Here is a 16,190-nt window from a genome sequence, read left to right as displayed (position 1 = left end):
GATCCCCTGCATAAACTTTGCGCTTCCGTAAGGCTTGGCGGCGGCGCTGCCAAGACTATGGGTGGTGGCATGATCGCGCTGGATCCCACGCCCCATCTTATAGACGGCTTGCCGCTGCGCGGTGCGCCGGACGCCGTTGCTTTGGAAGACAAGGCCGGCACGCTGACCTATGCCGCGCTGGAAGTGGCGGTCGGCGGCATGGCGCACGCGCTCGCCGCGCACGGCCTGCCCGCCGGCGAGCGGGTGGCGAGCTGGCTGCCCAAGACGCGCACCGCTTGTCTGCTGCCGCTCGCGGGCCCCCGCGTCGGGCTGGTGCATGTGCCGATCAACCCTGCATTCAAGCGCGCGCAGGTCGCGCATATCCTGGCCGATAGCGGCGCACGGCTGCTGGTGACGCAGAAGGCGCGGTTGGCGGCGCTCGAACCCGGCGACGTGCCCGCCGATTGCCGCGTGGTCACCGAGGAGGAGCTGGCCGGTGCCGAAATGCTGCCGCCCGCCAGCGGCGATCCCGAGGGGCTGGCGGCGATCCTCTACACCTCGGGTTCTACCGGGCGACCCAAGGGGGTGATGCTCAGCCACGCCAATCTCTGGCTCGGGGCGATCAGCGTCGCGCACTATTTGAAGATCTTGCCCGACGATCGGGTGCTCGGTGTGCTGCCGCTCAGCTTCGACTATGGCCAGAACCAGCTCTTCTCGACCTGGGCGGCGGGTGCACGGGTGGTGCCGCTCGATTACCTGACCGCGCGGGACGTGGTGAAAGCGGTGGAGCGCTTCGGCATCACCACGCTGGCGGGGGTGCCGCCGCTCTGGGTGCAGTTGCTCGAGGCGGAATGGCCCGCAGAAACCGCAGCCAGGCTCCGGCGGCTGACCAATTCCGGCGGCGCGCTCACCCGGCCGCTGGTGCAGGGGCTGCGCAGTCGCTTCCCGGACGCGGACCTCTACCCGATGTACGGCCTCACCGAGGCATTCCGCTCGACTTATCTCGAGCCCGCGCTGGTCGATGCGCACCCCGACTCCATCGGGCGCGCCATTCCCTTCGCCGAGATCCTGATCGTCGATGCCGAAGGCAACCGCGCGGCACAGGGCGAACTGGTCCATGCCGGGCCGCTGGTCGCCAAGGGCTATTGGCGCGATCCCGAGCGGACGGCGCAGCGCTTCCGCCCCGCGCCGGCCTTTGCCGCGCATCAGGGCATGGCGGTATGGTCCGGCGACACCGTGGCGGCGGACGCCGATGGGCTGCTGCGCTTCGTCGGGCGCGATGACGAGATGATCAAGTCCTCGGGCAACCGCATCAGCCCCACCGAGATCGAGGAAGCGGTGGTGGCCGGTGGCGAGACCAGCGAGGCGGTGGCGTTCGGGGTTCCCGATCCGCGGCTGGGGCAGTCGATCCTCGTGATTGCGCGCGGCGACGGCAGCCAGGAAGCGGCGTTGCGCGCGCGGCTGCGGCGGGAGCTTCCGAGCTTCCAGCAGCCGGCACGCTATGTCTGGCGGGAGCGCTTGCCCCGCAACGCCAACGGCAAGCTCGACCGGTCCGGGCTGAAGACGGAGATTCTATGAACGCGAAGCCGATCGGCCCCATTCCGGCCGACTATGTCGGGCAGCCGGCGCTGGAGGTTGCAGGCCGATCCGCTGCCGACTGGGCAGCGGCCGGAACGCCGCTGTATCTCTACGATGTTGCAGCGGTCCAGGCGCGGATCGCCCGCTTTCGTGCGGCAATGCCGGCGCGGGTGGCGCTGCATTATGCGATCAAGGCAAATCCCTTTCCGCCGCTGATCACCGCCATCGCGCCTCAGGTGGACGGGATCGACGTCGCCTCGGCGGGGGAGATGGACAAGGCGCTGGCGGTGATGTCCGCAGACACGATCAGCTTCGCGGGGCCGGGCAAGCGCGATGCCGAGCTGGCGGCAGCGATCCGCGCGGGCGTGACGCTCAACCTCGAATCCGAGGGCGAAGCCGAACGCGCGCTGGCGATCGGCGACCGGCTGGGCATCGCGCCGCGCCTCGCCGTGCGGGTGAACCCGGACTTCGAGCTGCGCGGCTCGGGCATGAAGATGGGTGGCCGCGCCTCGCCGTTCGGGATCGACGCGGCACGGGTGCCCGCGCTGGTCCGCCGGCTGATCGCGGCGGGCGCGGACTGGCGCGGCTTCCACATCTATGCGGGCTCGCAGGCGCTTTCGGCGGAGGCGGTGATCGAAACGCAGGCGGCGACCATCGGGCTTGCCGCGCGGCTGGCTGACGAGGCGGGCGCCCTGCCGCCGCTGGTCAATCTCGGCGGCGGCTTCGGCATACCCTATTTCCCTGGCGACGTGCCGCTGGAGGTCGAGGCCGTGGGTGCAGCGCTGGCGGGCGAGCTCGACCGGCTCGATACCCAGTACGCGATCGAGCTGGGCCGCTGGCTGGTGGGGGAGGCCGGGATCTACCTTACCCGGGTAATCGACCGCAAGGAGAGCCAGGGCGAGACCTTCCTGGTGGTCGATGGCGGTCTCAACCATCATCTCGCCGCCACCGGCAATTTCGGTACCGTCGTCCGCCGCAACTATCCGGTGGCGGTTGCGCATCGGATGCAGGATCCGGCCGAGGAGGTGGTGACCGTCGTCGGCCCCCTGTGCACCCCGCTCGACCGGCTGGCCGACCGCGTCGCGCTGCCCCGAGCCGAGATTGGCGATCTGATCGCGATCTTCGCCTCGGGTGCGTATGGTGCAAGCGCCAGCCCGCAGGCCTTTCTTGGGCACCCGGCGGTACGCGAGCTTTTGGCAGGGCTCTGACGCCTAACGCTAAATTTACGCGTCCTGCGCCATAGCGAGCCGACCGGCAGCGGCGTGCGACGAGTTCGCCAGCCTGCCGCTTGGAGGCACGGGAATGGCGGTTTCGTTCGGGTTCAAGGCGGCGGCGACGCTGGCGCTGGCGGCAGTGCTTTCGGCATGCGGCGGCCAGGGCGCGCGCCCCCAGCTGCCCGCGGCCGGCTTTGTCGGCGCCAAGCAGGCGCCGAGCGACGAGTACGTCATCGGCCCGCTCGACCAGCTGAGCATCTTCGTCTGGCGCAACCCGGAGCTGACCACCAAAGTGCAGGTCCGCCCCGACGGCCGGATCACCACGCCGTTGATCAACGACATGCCGGCGGTGGGCAAGACCCCCGCGATGCTGGCAGACGACCTGAAGCTCGCGTTCAGCGAATTCATCAAGGATCCGATCGTCTCGGTGATCGTCGAGAATTTCTCGGGCACCTTCGCCCAGCAAGTCCGCGTCGTCGGCGCGACCGAGAAGCCCGCCTCGCTGCCCTATCGTGCCAACATGTCGATCCTCGACGCGATGATCGCGGTCGGCGGCCTCAACGAATTCGCCGCTGGCAACCGCGCCCGGCTGGTGCGCTACGATCCGCAGACGGGCAAGCAGCAGGAATATAAACTGCGCCTGTCGGACCTGCTGAAGGGCGGCGACACCTCCGCCAATGTCCGGCTGGAACCGGGCGACGTGATCATCATCCCGCAGAGCATGTTCTGATGGGGGGCCTGTTCGACGAGGTCCGCAGCGCCATCCACGCCGTGTGGATGCGCCGCATGCTGGCGCTGGCGATCGCATGGGGCGTGTGCCTCGTGGGCTGGGCGGCGGTGTCGCGCATCCCGGACAGCTACGAATCCAAGGCGCGCGTGCTGGTGGAACTGCGCCAGGTGCTGCCGAGCGACGGCGGTGCGGGCACCGCCGGCCAGCAGCAGGACATCGACAGGATCCGCCAGACGCTGACCAGCGCGGTGAACCTCGAGAAGGTCGTCCGCGGCACCGATCTCGCTAAGACGATCACCAAGCCGGCCGATCTCGGCGCGCGCGTCGCGGGGCTGCAGAAGGCGATCAAGCTCACCGCGCAGCAGGACAATCTGTTCGAGATCTCCGTGGTCGGCGCGGACCCGGCGATCGCCAAGCAGGTCGTCGAAAAGCTGATCGCGCTGTTCCGCGACAACAAGCTCGCAGACAGCCGCGACGAGAGCAGCCAGTCGCTCGCCTTTCTGGACCAGCAGCTTGCCGAGCGCCAGCAGGCGCTGCAGGCGGCCGAGGCCAAGCGCGCGGATTTCCAGTCAAAGTTCCTCGGGAGCCTGCCGGGCACCGGCTCGCTCGACGACCGCATCGGCGCGGCGCAGCAGCAGCTGGCGCAGATCGAAAGCGATCTTGCCGCCGCGCAGAGCAGCCTCAACGCGGTCAACGCGCAGATGGCGGGTACCCCGGCGAGCGTTGCGGGGCAGGGCGGCGTCGCGACCGGCGTCAGCCCGGCGCGCGCGCGGCTGGCGGACCTGCAGGCGCAACTCTCCGACGCCCGCGCGCGCGGCTTCACCGAAGCGCATCCGGACGTGATCGCGCTCCGCCAGCAGATCGCCGGCGCCCAGGCAGCGGTGACGCGCGAACCGACCGGCGGCGGGGGCGGCGGCAGCTTCGCCAATCCGCTGTATCTGAGTCTGCGCTCGATGCAGGCGGACAAGGCGGCGACCGTCGCTGCGCTCACCCAGCGCCGCGCGCAGATCCAGGGCGATCTCACCGCACTCGGTGCCAAGCTCGGCCAGGCGCCGCAGGTAGCGGCCGAACAGGGGCAGATCGACCGCGACTATCAGGTGCTCAAGGACCAGTATGGAAAGCTGCTTGCGGACCGCGAGCAGCTGCGAATCAGCAGCCAGGCGCAGAGCCAGACCGATGCGGTGAAGTTCAGCGTGATCGATCCGCCGACCCAACCGCGCGCGCCGACCTCTCCGAACCGGCCGATGCTGCTGACGGCAGTGCTGGTCGCCGGGATCGGCGCAGGCGTCGCCGCCGCCTTCCTGCTCTCCAAGCTGCGGACGACCTTCGACACTGCGGGCCGGCTGGAGAAAGCAAGTGGCATGCCGGTGATCGGCTCGATCGGGGAGGTGATCACGAGCCCTCAGGCAGCCCTACGCCGCCGGCAGTTGAAGCAGTTTCTCGGCGCCGCGGCCGGGCTTGGGGCTGCCTATGCCGCGATCCTGCTGGTCGCGATGCTTCACCACGGCGCGGGGGCCTGAGCGATGAACGAACATAGCCCCAAGCGCTTCTACGGGTCGCTGATCCAGCGCGCCCTCGCGATGATGCCGGACCTGCCGAGCGAGCCGTCCGGGCGGCAGGAGACCGCCGCGACAGCCGCGCGAGTTCCGACGCCTGTCGTGGACCGCCCCGTGGTGCCGATCGACCGCAGGCGCCTCGCCGACGCCGGCATGCTGGTGCCCGGCGGCCCGATCACCCCGCTCGCCGAGGAGTTCCGGATGGTGAAGCGGCAGCTGCTGCTCACCGCGCGCGGGGTTGCCGGCGTCGACGCCGATCGCGCGCGGATGATCCTGGTCTGCTCGGCACAGCCGGACGAAGGCAAGACCTTCTGCGCGATCAACCTCGCGCTTTCCATGGCTGCCGAGACGGACGTCGAGATCCTGCTGGTCGACGCCGATTTCGCCAAGCCGGACGTGTCCAAGCGGCTGGGCATGAACGAAGGGCCGGGGCTGCTCGATGCGCTGGCCGGCACGATCGACGTCGAGGCCTGCATCGTCGACACCGATGTCCCGCAGCTCGCCATTTTGCCGGCGGGTACGCGCAGCGTCAGCGATACCGAATTGCTGGCGAGCGATGGCGCGCGGGCGATGCTCGATCGGCTGGCCGCCGCCAATCCGCGCCGCATCGTGATCTTCGATTCGCCCCCGGCGCTGGCGGCGTCGCCCGCCTCGGTGCTCGCGCTGCATGTCGGCCAAACGATGATGGTGGTGCGCGCCGATCGTACCAGCGAAGAGGATCTGCGCGCTGCCGTCGCTGCGCTCGATGGCTGCGAGCATATCCAGCTCGTCCTCAATGCGGTGTCGTTCCAGCCTTCGGGCCGTCGCTTCGGCAGCTATTACGCGCAGGGCGGCCGGTGATCCGTGGCGCGATCGTGCTGGCCGTCTGCGCCGCTGCGATCGTGCCCGCAGCGGCTCAGCGCCATGCCTCGATCACCCCCTATATCGAGGTGAGCCAGGTCGCGCTCGCCGAGCTGAACGGCGGCGAGTCGCTTACCTACTCCCAGTTGGGAGCGGGGCTTGACGGGCAGATCCGCACGCGGCGCGTGCAGGTGCAGGTCAGCTACCAGTATCAGCGTCGCTTCACCGAGAAGGGGAGCCTGCAAGCCAGCGACAGCCATAACGGCCTCGCCCGCGCGCAGGTGAAGGCGGCGCGCGGCCTGACGCTCGAGGCCGGCGCGATCGCCACCCGCACCCGCACCGATGCCCGCAGCGACGCGCTGACCGCCAACACTGGCACGGCGCGCAACCTGAGCCAGCTCTATTCGGCCTATGCCGGGCCGAAGCTCGACAGCCATATGGGGTCGCTGTTCGTGCAGGGCGCCTATCGCTTCGGCTTCACCAGCCTGGACGACGGGACGGCGACGGACGTTGCCGCCACCCTGCCGAGCGTCGATCGCTTCTCGCAATCGACCTCGCATGCCGTGAACACCAGCGTCGGGGTCAAGCCTGGCGCGGTGCTGCCGATCGGCCTGAGCATGACCGGTGGGCTGGTGCGCGAAGCGGCGAGCCAGCTCGACCAGCACTTCGCCAGCAGCTCGGCGCGGGGCGACACGATCGCGCCGATCGGCCGCACCGTCGCACTGGTCGCCGGGGCGGGGTATGAGCGGATCACCGTGCGCCAGCGCGATCCGGTCCTCGACCTGCAAACCGGCTTGCCGGTGCTCGACGGCGCGGGGCGCTATGTCACCGATCGGGTCTCGCCGCTGCGGCTCGCCTATGATTTCGACGGATTGTTCTGGGACGGCGGCGTCGTCTGGCGTCCGAGCCGGCGCATGGCGCTGGAGGTGCGGATCGGCCGGCGTTACGGCGCGATGCGCTATACCGGCAGCCTGACCTTCCAGCGGAACGGCGGCAGCGGCGTCCAGGTGGCGGTGTACGACACGGTGGAGACCTATGGCCAGCAGGTGGGCAGCAGCCTCGCCGCGCTGCCGGTCGGCTTCGTCACCACGGCCGACCGCTTCGGCAACGAGGCCGGCGCCTGCATCTACGGCACCAGCGGTGCAGCCGCGGGCGGGTGCGTGGCCGGCGCCTTTTCCTCGGCAGCGACCGCGGCCTATCGCGGGCGGGGGCTCACCGCCAATGCGGTTTGGAGCCGCGGCACCACCCGGCTGGGCGTCGGCACCGGCTTCGCCCGCCGCGATTTCCTGACCCCCGTCAGCGGTGCGGTCATCGGCGGCAGCTGGGACGAGAGCCTCTACGCCCAAGCCTTTGCCCAGCTCGCTGCCGGACGCGATGGCACGATCGGGCTGAACCTGCTCGCCAGCTATTATAACGGCGACATCCCCGGCAGTAGCGCGGTGTTCGGCTGGGGCGCGAACACCGCCTATACCCGCCGCCTGGGATCGCTGAGTCTCACCGCTACGGCAGGCCTGTACGGCTCGCAACGGTCCGGACCGGACCAGCTCTCGGCGCAGGCGCTGCTCGGCGCGCGCTATGGCTTCTAAAAGGAGGGGAGCGGCGGCGCTCCGGGGACGGGAACGATGATGGACGACCATTATGGACTGAGCGGCCGGCCGTTCCAGCTGACCCCCGATCCGCGCTTCTGGTTCGATACCGCCACGCATGGGAAGGCGATGGCCTATCTCGGCTATGGCCTCAGCCAGGGCGAGGGCTTTGTCGTGATCACCGGCGATCCCGGCGCGGGCAAGACGACGCTGATGGGGCATCTGCTCGGCGAACTCGACGCCGAGCGGCTGAACGTCGTCAAGATCGTCTCCACCCATCTCCGCGCCGACGATCTGCTGCGGCTGGTGGCACAGGGGCTGGGGCTGCCGGGGGACGGCCTCTCCAAGGCGGCGCTGCTCTCCGCCATCGAGCAGGGGCTGAACGCCACCGCGCGCGCCGGCCGCCGTACGCTGCTGGTGGTCGACGAAGCACAGGCGCTGCCGGGCGAGAGCCTGGACGAGCTGCGCATGCTCTCCAATTTCCAGGCCGGCGGCTATCCGCTGCTGCAGATTTTCCTGCTCGGCCAGCCCGAGTTCCGGCTGGTGCTGCAGCAGCCCGAATTCGAGCAGCTCCGCCAGCGAGTGATCGCGATGCACCATCTCGCGCCGATGGAGGTGGAGGAAGTCGAATCCTATCTGATGCACCGGCTGCAATGCGTCGGCTGGAACGGCCGGCCGCGCTTCACCGCCGAGGCGCTGGCGGCGATGCATCGCTGGTCGGGCGGCATCCCGCGCCGTCTCAACCAGCTGGCGAGCCGGGTACTGCTCTACGGCGCGGTCGAGCAGATCGAGAATTTCGGCGCGCCGGACGTCGCCGCGGTGATCGACGATATCGAGCAGGAGAGCGTCGTCGAGGACGTGCCCGTGGCGGCACCGGTGCCGGAACCCGCACGCCCCAGCCGGGTCGCCGAGCTGCGCGCGGTGCCTGCCGGCTCCGCGGAGACGCGGGCGCTGGAACGCCGGGTGGCGGAGCTGGAGGCACAGGTCGCCTCCCAGTCGGATGCGCTGCGCCGGGTGCTGGCGCTGCTGGTCGACTGGGTCGAGAAGGACGACGGGCGCAGCGGGATCGATCTCGCCGCGCTGCGCGGGGGCATGGCCTGAGCCATGGCGGTACAGAACGGCCTTTCGGTAGATGTCGAGGACTGGTTCCAGGTCGGTGCCTTCGAGACCACCATCGCGCGTGCCGACTGGGACGGGCTGGAACGCCGTGTCGAGGCCAATACCGATCGCGTGCTCGACCTGTTTGCCGAGGCAGGCGTGCAGGCGACCTTCTTCACGCTCGGCTGGGTGGCGGCGCGCCACCCGGCACTGATTCGCCGCATCGCCGCGGCGGGGCATGAAGTCGCCAGCCATGGCTGGGACCATGCCCGCGTCTTCACCCTCACGCCCGACCAGTTCCGCGAGGACCTGGCCCGCGCCCGCGCCGCGCTGGAGGATGCCGGTGGCGTCGCGGTGAACGGCTATCGCGCACCGAGCTTTTCGATCGACCGCCGAACACCCTGGGCGCATGCGGTGCTGGCCGAGGCGGGCTATGCCTATTCCTCGAGCATCGCGCCGATCGCGCACGATCATTATGGCTGGCCCGACGCACCGCGCGCGCCGTTCCGGCCGCTGGCCGATGCTGGGCTGATCGAGCTGCCGATCACCATCGCGCGCGTGCTAGGGCGTGAGGTGACCGCCGGTGGCGGGTTCTTCCGGCTGTTGCCCCAGGGGGTGACGCAACGCGCGATCCACGAGGCCAATGCGGCCGGCGAGGCGGCGATCTTCTACTTCCACCCCTGGGAGATCGATCCCGGCCAGCCGCGCGTGCGCAACGCGCCGCTCAAGTCACGGCTGCGGCATTATGCACGGCTCGGCGCGATGGCGGACAAGCTGCGCGTGCTGACTGCGGCACATGCTTGGGGCCGGGTAGATGCGATCGCGCAGGCGGCAGCGGAGCGGCTGGCGTGACGCTCACCCTTCGCACCACAGACCTGTCCGATCTGCGCGAACAGGCCCGGCTGCGCGCCTGGGTAGACGCGCAGCCCGAGGCAACGCCCTTTCACCTGCCCGAATGGAGCATCGCGGTGGCGCGGGGCTGTCGGCAGAAGGGGCACTATCTGGTCGCCGAGGCCGGCGATGGCAGCATCGGCGGCGTGCTGCCGCTGACCGAGATCGCGTCCCCCTTGTTCGGCCGAGCCCTGGTGTCGGCGGGCTTCGGCGTGGGTGGCGGTATTCTCGCCAGCGACAGCGCTGCGGTCGCGCCGCTCGCCGAGGCTGGCTGGGATCTCGCCCAGCGCTTGCGCTGCCCCAGCCTGGACCTGCGCGGCGGCCCCAATCCTGGCGCGGACTGGCACTGCGACGACAGCACCTATGTCGGCTTCGTCCGGCCGCTCGCGGGCGACGACGAGGCCGAACTGCTTGCCGTGCCCCGCAAGCAGCGGGCGGAGCTTCGCAAGGCGCTGGCGGCCGACCTGACGGTGGAAACCGGCAGCGACCGTGCCGCGCGGGCCGCGCACCGGGCGGTCTATGGCGCCAGTGTCCGCAATCTCGGCACGCCCGTCTTTCCCGCAAGCCTGTTCGCGGCGGTGCTGGAAGCCTTCGGACCCGAGGCCGATATCCTCACCGTCCGGCATCAGGGGACGCCGGTGGCCAGCGTGCTCAGCCTCTACTGGCGGGGCACGGTCTATCCCTATTGGGGTGGCGGCGCCGAGGCGGCGCGCGGCCTGCGCGCCAACGACCGGATGTATTTCGCGCTGATGGGCCATGCCCGGGGGCGCGGCTGCACGCGCTTCGATTTCGGCCGCTCCAAGGTCGGCACCGGCGCGGCGGCGTTCAAGAAGAACTGGGGGTTCACCCCCGAACCCCTCGTGTATTTCTCCCGGCACGCCGAGGGCGCCGCACCGCGCAGTATCAATCCGCTCAATCCCAAATATCGACTTCAGATTGCCGCATGGAAACGCCTGCCGCTCTGGGCGGCGAACCGGGTGGGCCCGTGGATTTCGCGGGGGCTCGGCTGATGGGCGAGATCTTGTTCCTCGCGCACCGCATCCCCTATCCGCCGGATCGGGGGGACAAGATCCGTGCCTATCACCTGCTGCGCCATCTGGCGAAGCATCACCGCGTCCACCTCGTCGCCTTTGCCGACGATGCCGACGACATGCAGCGCAAGGGCGGCCTTGCCCCCTATACGGCCAGCCGCGAGATCGTCTGGCGGTCGCCGCCCAGCGCCTTCACCGGCCTGCGTGCGGTGCTGCAGCGCCGGCCGGTATCGCTGGTTGCCTTCGCCAATCGCGAGGTGCGACAGGCCGTGAACAGCGTGCTGGCAGAGCGGCCGATCGACACGATCTTCCTCTTCTCCAGCCAGATGGCGCAATATCTGCCGCCCAGGCCCAGCCAGCGCGTGATCATGGATTTCGTCGACGTGGATTCGGCCAAGTTCGCCGCCTATGCCAAGGGTGGGCGCGGACCGATGGCCTGGGTCCATCGGCGCGAGGCGGCACTGCTGCAGGCGCATGAGCGCCGCGTTGCCTGCGGAGCCGATGCCAGCCTGTTCGTCAGCGAGGCCGAGGCGGCGCTGTTCCGCGCGCAGACGGCGGCGCCGCGCGTCCATGCGATCGAGAATGGCATCGACACCACATTCTACGATCCTGCCCGGCGCTTCGCTGCAGTGGCAGGGGAGGGGCCGCTGCTCGTCTTCACCGGCCAGATGGACTACCGCCCCAATATCGATGCGGTGACGTGGTTCGCCAGCGCCGTGTTCCCCCGGATCCGCCAGTCGCATCCGACAGCGCGTTTCGCCATTGTCGGCCGCGCGCCCACCCCGGCGGTTCATGCGCTGGCGCAGCGGCCCGGCATTCTCGTCACCGGCGCCGTGCCGGATGTGCGCGACTGGCTCGCCGCCGCCGCGCTGGTGGTGGCGCCGCTCCAGCTGGCGCGCGGCATCCAGAACAAGGTGCTTGAGGGCATGGCGATGGCGCGCGCCGTCGTCGCCTCGCCCGCCGCAGCAGAGGGAATCGACCATGCCGGCACGCTCCGCGTCGCCGATGGGGCGGACCTGTTCGGAGACGCCGTGCTGAGCCTGCTCGCAGAGCCGGAAATTGCGGCGGCGCTGGGCGCGGCCGCCCGTGACCGCGTACTCGACCGCTACAGCTGGGATGCGCGACTGGCGCCGCTCGACGCGCTGCTGGCGGGTTCGGCGTGAGCTTCGGCCGGGGCGGGGTAGCGCGCGGCCCCCATGCTTGGTACCGGCTCGCGACGATGCGTACGAAGGACAGGAACAGGGTGGGGATGGACGTTTCCGAGGGCCGGCGCTGATGTGCGGCATTGCCGGCCTGTTCTACCCGGGACTTCCCAAGCCGATCGATCCCGCCCGCATCGTCGCGATGAGCGACGCCCAGGCACACCGCGGGCCCGATGGTTCGGGCGTGTGGTGCGTGGCGGGCGTCGGGCTCGGCCACCGGCGACTGGCGATCATCGACCTCGAAGGCGGGGTGCAGCCGATGGCGCTGCCCGACCAGACGCTTGCCGTGACCTTCAACGGCGAGATCTACAATTTCCGCGAGGTCCGTGCCGAACTGGAGGCGCTGGGCGCGCATTTCCTCACCGACAGCGATACCGAAGTGCTGCTCCACGGCTGGCGTGCCTGGGGCCCGGACCTGCTCGCCCGGCTGAACGGCATGTTCGCCTTCGCGCTCTACGACGCGACCGCCCAGAGCCTGTTTCTCGCCCGCGACCGCTTCGGGGTGAAGCCGCTCCATTATGCCGAACTGGCCGACGGCGCGGTCGCCTTCGCGTCGGAACTGAAGGGCCTGCTCGCCCATCCGCTGCTCCGCCGCGCTGCCGATTTCCGGGCCGTCGAGGACTATCTGGGGCTCGGCTATGTGCCTGACGACGCCTGTATCGTCGCCGGCGTGCGGAAACTGCCGGCCGGCCATTTCCTGCTGCTCCAGCGCGGGCGGCCGGTGCCGCAGCCGGTGCTCTGGTGGGACATCGACTTTACCGTCCGCGCCACCGGCAGCACCCGCGACCTCCAGGCCGAGCTGATCGAGCGGATGCGTACCGCGGTCCGCTCGCGGATGGTCGCCGATGTGCCGCTCGGCGCCTTCCTCTCTGGCGGGGTCGACAGCTCGGCGGTGGTCGCGCTGATGGCCGAGCGCAGCAAGGCGGCAGTGAAGACCTGCACGATCGGCTTCGACGAGGCGGGGCTGGACGAGACCGCCCATGCCGCCAAGGTCGCCGAACGCTTCGCCACCAGCCACCGTACCCGCACGGTGGGCCCCGAGGATTACGGGCTGATCGATACGCTGGTCGCGGCCTTCGACGAGCCCTTCGCCGATGCCTCGGCGCTGCCGACCTACCGCGTATGCCAGCTGGCGCGGGAGAGCGTGACGGTCGCGCTCTCCGGTGATGGAGCGGACGAGGCGTTGGCCGGATACCGTCGCCACCGCTTCTTTGCCGCCGAGGAGCGGGTCCGCGGGCTGTTCTCGCCGGATTCCAGAACGCGGATATTCGGGCGCTTGGGCGCGCTGTACCCGAAAGCGGATTGGGCGCCGCGCCCGTTCCGGGCCAAGACGACGCTGCTCGCGCTCGCCGAGGACGGGGCGGGGGCCTATGCCAAGGCGGTGGGCGTCACCACCCCCGGCTTGCGCGACCAGCTCTACAGCGCCAGCGCGCGGGCGGCGCTGGACGGGCACCGGGCCGAGACCCGCTATGTCGAGACGATGCGCGCCGCGCCTGCCCGGGACGCGCTCGACCGCGCGCAATATGCCGATATCCGCCACTGGCTGCCGGGCGACATCCTCACCAAGGTCGATCGCACCAGCATGGCGGTGAGCCTCGAGGCGCGCGAACCGCTGCTCGATCACCGTCTGGTGGCGTTCGAGGCCAGCCTGCCGCCGTCGCTCCGCCTGCGCGGCGGCCAGGGCAAGTGGCTGATGAAAAAGGCGTTGGAGCCGTGGCTACCGCGCGAGATCCTCTACCGGCCGAAAATGGGGTTCGTCACCCCGATCAGCGGCTGGTTCCGCCATGCGCTGGCCGAGGAGGCGGCGGCTTTGGCGAAGTCGCCGCTGCTGCTCCAGAGCGGCTGGTTCGAACCGCGCACGATCGCCCGGCTTGCCGAGGACCACCGTGCCGGCCGCGCCGAGCATGGCCGCACGTTGTGGCAACTGGTGATGCTGGAGCGCAGCCTAGCGCGGCTGTTCGGCTGATCTACTCCACCGCTGCCAGCGCTGCCTCCACTGCGCCGGCATAGCTGCTGCCGAACAGCCGCAGATGCACGAGCAGCGGCCACAGGCTGTAGATCGGCTGGCGCCCCTGCCATCCGGCCTCGAGCGCGAGTGCGTCGAAGAAGCGGGCCGGGGGCGCGTCGAACAAGGTGAGCATCGCGGCATCTACTTCGCGGTCGCCATGATAACAGGCGGGGTCGATCAGCGCCGTCACGCGGCCACCCGCGACCAGGATGTTGCCGCCCCATAGATCGCCATGGAGCAACGCCGGCGCCGGCTGGGCAGGGAGCAGATCGGGCAGGCGGTCCGCAAGCCGCCCGATCCGCCGCGCGAGCGTCGCCGGCAGATGGGGCAGGTGGCAGCGCAAGCGGCGCTCGGCCCAGAAGCTCGGCCAGTCGCCGGTCGCGCCGTTGGGAATGGCGACGCGGCCGAAGGCGTAATCGGCATGCCAGCCATAGCCGTGCCCGGTGGCAGAATGGAGAAGGTGCAGCGTCGCCGCCAGGTTGTCCCAACTGGTGGCGAGACGGCCGTCACTCGGCATTTCCGCAATGAGCAGCAGATCCTCGCCCAGTGCGAGCACGGCAGGCGCCGGGGCGCCGCTCGCGGCCAGTGCGGCCAGCATCTCGGCCTCTACCGAAACCAGCGGTCCTTGCTTGGCGATCGCGCTGCCGCCGCCTTCCAGCCGCAGCCGATGCACCGCGGACAGATCGCCGCCCGACAGCGCCGCCGCGCCCAGCACGGGAGTGCCCAGCAGGGCGGCGGCACGTTCGGTGAGGCTGGTTTGCATGGGTGGCCCTGTTCAGATCAGATAGCTGCGGACGATCGCGACGAGTTCCTCGGCCGCCTGCACCTTGGGATCGTCCGGCGCGGCATCGGGTTCCAGCATGTGCTCGCGGATATGATCCTCGATCACCTCGGCGATGAAGCCGTCCAGCGCGCCCCGGCAGGCGGTCGCCTGTTGCAGCACGCGGGCACATTCGGCGTCCGCATCGACGGCGCGCTCGATAGCCTCGATCTGACCGCGCAGTCTTTTCAAGCGGTTGAGCAGTTTCTGCTTCTCGCGCGCGACATGGCTCATACTCGGTCCTTCCGTTTTGCTTGCCTGATACCCCCCTAGAGTATAGGGGCGCCCCCGTCGAGTCGGCGATGTCCGCCGGGTTTCGGGGTGCACATTCATGGTCCATGCCTTCCCCAAGGCTGCCGCATGCGCGGCGGCGCTGTCCTTCCTGCTGCCGATCGCAGCGCAGGCGCAGGACACCGGCGACCCGCAGACCCTTGGGGTCCACGGGCAGGCGACGATGGTGGTGCAGGGCGTGGGCGGCTTCACCGATCCTTATCGCGGGCCCAACAGCCTGGCGCCCAAGCAGGTCCGCGAGACGGTCGACGTGACGCTATATGTCGGCGTGCGCCCCTGGGCGGGCGGCGAGCTGTGGGTGAGTCCGGAGATCGATCAGGGCTTCGGCCTCTCCAACACGCTGGGCGTGGCGGGCTTCCCGAGTGCGGAGGCATACAAGGTCGGCAAGGACGAGCCCTATCTGCGGCTGCAGCGGTTGTTGTTCCGCCAGACGATCGCGCTGGGCGGCGAGGAGAGCGCCGTCGCGCCGGGGATCAACGTGCTGGGTGGCACCCAGACCGCCAACCGGCTGGTGCTGACCGCCGGCAAGTTCGGCGTCGGCGACGTGTTCGATACCAACCGCTATGCCCATGATCCGCGGGGCGACTTCCTCAACTGGTCGGCGGTGGATACCGGCAGTTTCGATTATGCCGCCGATGCCTGGGGCTATTCCACCGGCATTGCCGCCGAATGGTATCAGGGAGCCTGGACGCTGCGTGGCGGCCTGTTCAACCTCTCCAAGGTGCCGAACGGCGAGACGCTGGAGCGGGATTTCCGACAGTATCAGATCGATGTCGAGGTGGAGCATCGCCACCTGATCGACGGGCAGCCGGGGGCGATCCGGGTCACTGCCTTTCGCAACCGCGGGCGCTTCGGACGGTTCGACGATGCGCTGGCGCTCGGCGCTGCGTCAGGCCAGCCGGCAGATACCGCGCTCGTCCGTCAACGCACCACGCGCATGGGGGCGGACGTGAACGTCGAGCAGGCGGTGACCGCCACCCTCGGGCTGTTTGCGCGCGCCGGTTTTGCGGATGGATCGATCGAGCCGTATGACTTCACCGACATCGATCGCACCGCCCAGATCGGCGCATCGCTCAACGGCGCCGGCTGGGGCCGTGCCAATGACCGAATCGGGCTAGTCGGCATCATCAACGGCATTTCGCGCGAGCACCAGCGCTATCTCGACGCCGGGGGCGTGGGCGTGCTGGTCGGCGACGGAAAGTTGCCGCACCCGGGCAGCGAGGCGATCGCCGAGGCCTATTATGACTGGCAGCCGCGCAAGGGCTTCGATGTGACGCTCGATTATCAGTTCATCGTTAATCCCGGCTACAACCGGGACCGCGGGCCTGCCAATGTGCTGGCGCTACGGCTGCACGGCGGGTTCTGA

General features: G+C 69.7%; 14 protein-coding genes. 12 read left to right on the top strand and 2 right to left on the bottom strand.

The genetic code is table 11. The features are described from left to right. The first annotated feature begins 69 nt into the window (after nt 1–69). The 11 genes from QZ814_RS16535 to QZ814_RS16485 all read left to right on the top strand — a co-directional run bounded on the left by QZ814_RS16535 (nt 70) and on the right by QZ814_RS16485 (nt 13,671). Nucleotides 70–1,557 carry an acyl-CoA ligase (AMP-forming), exosortase A system-associated gene (locus QZ814_RS16535; protein ID WP_294334367.1) on the top strand — a complete coding sequence of 496 codons (1,488 nt, stop codon included), beginning with the start codon at nt 70–72 and terminating at the stop codon, nt 1,555–1,557. Further along, nucleotides 1,554–2,765 carry a pyridoxal-dependent decarboxylase, exosortase A system-associated gene (locus tag QZ814_RS16530; RefSeq protein WP_294334366.1) on the top strand — a complete coding sequence of 404 codons (1,212 nt, stop codon included), beginning with the start codon at nt 1,554–1,556 and terminating at the stop codon, nt 2,763–2,765. Before QZ814_RS16535 ends, QZ814_RS16530 begins: the two co-directional genes overlap by 4 nt. 94 nt (nt 2,766–2,859) lie before the next feature. Continuing rightward, entirely contained in the window at nt 2,860–3,501 is a 642-nt protein-coding gene (locus tag QZ814_RS16525) for an XrtA/PEP-CTERM system exopolysaccharide export protein (RefSeq protein ID WP_294334365.1), read from the top strand. Further along, nucleotides 3,501–5,021 carry an XrtA system polysaccharide chain length determinant gene (locus QZ814_RS16520; RefSeq protein WP_294334364.1) on the top strand — a complete coding sequence of 507 codons (1,521 nt, stop codon included), beginning with the start codon at nt 3,501–3,503 and terminating at the stop codon, nt 5,019–5,021. Before QZ814_RS16525 ends, QZ814_RS16520 begins: the two co-directional genes overlap by 1 nt. A gap of 3 nt (nt 5,022–5,024) precedes the next feature. Beyond that, on the top strand, nt 5,025–5,897 hold the full coding sequence (locus tag QZ814_RS16515; RefSeq protein ID WP_294334363.1) for an AAA family ATPase: 873 nt from the start codon (nt 5,025–5,027) through the stop codon (nt 5,895–5,897). Next, a complete protein-coding gene (locus QZ814_RS16510) occupies nt 5,894–7,483 on the top strand; it encodes a hypothetical protein (RefSeq protein ID WP_294334362.1) in 1,590 nt (529 codons plus the stop codon). The genes QZ814_RS16515 and QZ814_RS16510 overlap by 4 nt, the downstream gene beginning before the upstream one ends. 36 nt (nt 7,484–7,519) lie before the next feature. Then, nucleotides 7,520–8,584 carry an AAA family ATPase gene (locus QZ814_RS16505; RefSeq protein ID WP_294334361.1) on the top strand — a complete coding sequence of 355 codons (1,065 nt, stop codon included), beginning with the start codon at nt 7,520–7,522 and terminating at the stop codon, nt 8,582–8,584. 3 nt (nt 8,585–8,587) lie between these two features. Continuing rightward, entirely contained in the window at nt 8,588–9,433 is an 846-nt protein-coding gene (locus QZ814_RS16500) for an XrtA system polysaccharide deacetylase (protein ID WP_294334360.1), read from the top strand. Continuing rightward, a complete protein-coding gene (locus QZ814_RS16495) occupies nt 9,430–10,482 on the top strand; it encodes a FemAB family XrtA/PEP-CTERM system-associated protein (protein ID WP_294334358.1) in 1,053 nt (350 codons plus the stop codon). The genes QZ814_RS16500 and QZ814_RS16495 overlap by 4 nt, the downstream gene beginning before the upstream one ends. Then, nucleotides 10,482–11,666 (top strand): TIGR03087 family PEP-CTERM/XrtA system glycosyltransferase, encoded by a 1,185-nt coding sequence (locus QZ814_RS16490; protein WP_294334357.1) that lies wholly within the window; start codon nt 10,482–10,484, stop codon nt 11,664–11,666. Before QZ814_RS16495 ends, QZ814_RS16490 begins: the two co-directional genes overlap by 1 nt. Before the next feature lie 112 nt (nt 11,667–11,778). Continuing rightward, nucleotides 11,779–13,671 carry an XrtA/PEP-CTERM system amidotransferase gene (locus tag QZ814_RS16485; RefSeq protein ID WP_294334355.1) on the top strand — a complete coding sequence of 631 codons (1,893 nt, stop codon included), beginning with the start codon at nt 11,779–11,781 and terminating at the stop codon, nt 13,669–13,671. A gap of 1 nt (nt 13,672) precedes the next feature. Here QZ814_RS16485 and QZ814_RS16480 read toward each other — a convergent pair whose 3' ends face one another. Then, nucleotides 13,673–14,476, bottom strand: coding sequence for a fructosamine kinase family protein (locus tag QZ814_RS16480; protein WP_294334354.1), 804 nt, complete (start codon nt 14,474–14,476; stop codon nt 13,673–13,675). Between the two features lie 12 nt (nt 14,477–14,488). Then, nucleotides 14,489–14,767 (bottom strand): metal/formaldehyde-sensitive transcriptional repressor, encoded by a 279-nt coding sequence (locus QZ814_RS16475; protein ID WP_294334353.1) that lies wholly within the window; start codon nt 14,765–14,767, stop codon nt 14,489–14,491. 97 nt (nt 14,768–14,864) lie between these two features. On the opposite strand from QZ814_RS16475, the gene QZ814_RS16470 reads away from it, so the two are divergent. Then, a complete protein-coding gene (locus QZ814_RS16470) occupies nt 14,865–16,190 on the top strand; it encodes a carbohydrate porin (RefSeq protein WP_294334352.1) in 1,326 nt (441 codons plus the stop codon).

Origin of the sequence: uncultured Sphingomonas sp. (assembly GCF_913777625.1) — a bacterium.
In the GTDB taxonomy this organism is placed as follows: Bacteria; Pseudomonadota; Alphaproteobacteria; order Sphingomonadales; family Sphingomonadaceae; genus Sphingomonas.
Note: the sequence above shows the minus strand (reverse complement) of the source record. Positions and strands in the feature narration are given on the sequence as shown.